The following is a 1,400-nucleotide window of genomic DNA, read 5'->3' on the forward strand; positions in this document are numbered from 1 at the left end:
CAGTCCTTACGGTCTAGCTTCGTTGCCCTTAGAACGCTCTCCTACCACGGAACCCTAATGGGTTCCATCCACAATTTCGGTAACATGTTTAGCCCCGGTACATTTTCGGCGCAGAATCACTCGACTAGTGAGCTATTACGCACTCTTTAAATGGTGGCTGCTTCTGAGCCAACATCCTAGTTGTCTGTGCAATTCCACATCCTTTTCCACTTAACATGTATTTTGGGACCTTAATTGGTGGTCTGGGCTGTTTCCCTTTCGACTACGGATCTTATCACTCGCAGTCTGACTCCCGGATATAAATCAATGGCATTCGGAGTTTATCTGAATTCAGTAACCCTAGATGGGCCCCTAGTCCAAACAGTGGCTCTACCTCCATGATTCTTAATTCCGAGGCTAGCCCTAAAGCTATTTCGGAGAGAACCAGCTATCTCCAAGTTCGTTTGGAATTTCTCCGCTACCCACACCTCATCTCAGCATTTTTCAACATACATGAGTTCGGTCCTCCAGTGCGTTTTACCGCACCTTCAACCTGGACATGGGTAGGTCACTTGGTTTCGGGTCTACGTCTACTTACTATGGCGCCCTATTCAGACTCGCTTTCGCTACGGCTCCGTCTTATCAACTTAACCTCGCAAGCAAACGTAACTCGCCGGTTCATTCTACAAAAGGCACGCTATCACCCATTAACGGGCTCTAACTATTTGTAGGCACATGGTTTCAGGAACTATTTCACTCCCCTTCCGGGGTGCTTTTCACCTTTCCCTCACGGTACTGGTTCACTATCGGTCACTAGGGAGTATTTAGCCTTGGGAGATGGTCCTCCCGGATTCCGACGGAATTTCTCGTGTTCCGCCGTACTCAGGATACTGCTCTGAGAGATTTTCATTTAGTATACGGGGCTATCACCCTCTACGGCGAGTCTTCCCAGACTCTTCTACTATAAAAATCTTTGGTAACTCAAATGAGCAGTCCTACAACCCCAAGAAGCAAGCTTCTTGGTTTGGGCTCTTCCCTGTTCGCTCGCCGCTACTTAGGGAATCGATTTTTCTTTCTATTCCTGCAGGTAATTAGATGTTTCAGTTCCCTGCGTTTACCTCTATATAACCTATGTATTCAGTTAATAGTAACAGTCGATTAAAACTGCTGGGTTCCCCCATTCGGAAATCTCCGGATCAAAGCTTACTTACAGCTCCCCGAAGCATATCGGTGTTAGTCCCGTCCTTCATCGGCTCCTAGTGCCAAGGCATTCACCATGCGCCCTTGATAACTTAACCTAACTTTACTTAAAGCAAAGTGGTTTTGTTAAGAACTACGTTCTTAACTAATAAAACGCGGTGTTTCTCGGCTTATTGCTTAAAAATTTAATAAATATTATCTAGTTTTCAAAGAACAAATTT

The 1,400-nt window shown here is 45.5% G+C and carries 1 rRNA gene (running past one end of the window); it reads right to left on the reverse strand.

The window, feature by feature from the left end:
- Positions 1 to 1,277, reverse strand: a 23S ribosomal RNA gene (locus tag AC1RPX_RS07540) (it extends 1,742 nt beyond the left edge of the window).
- Between the last annotated feature and the right edge of the window lie 123 nt (positions 1,278 to 1,400).

This window comes from Dellaglioa sp. CoH-56-MRSF-14 (genome assembly GCF_056782115.1).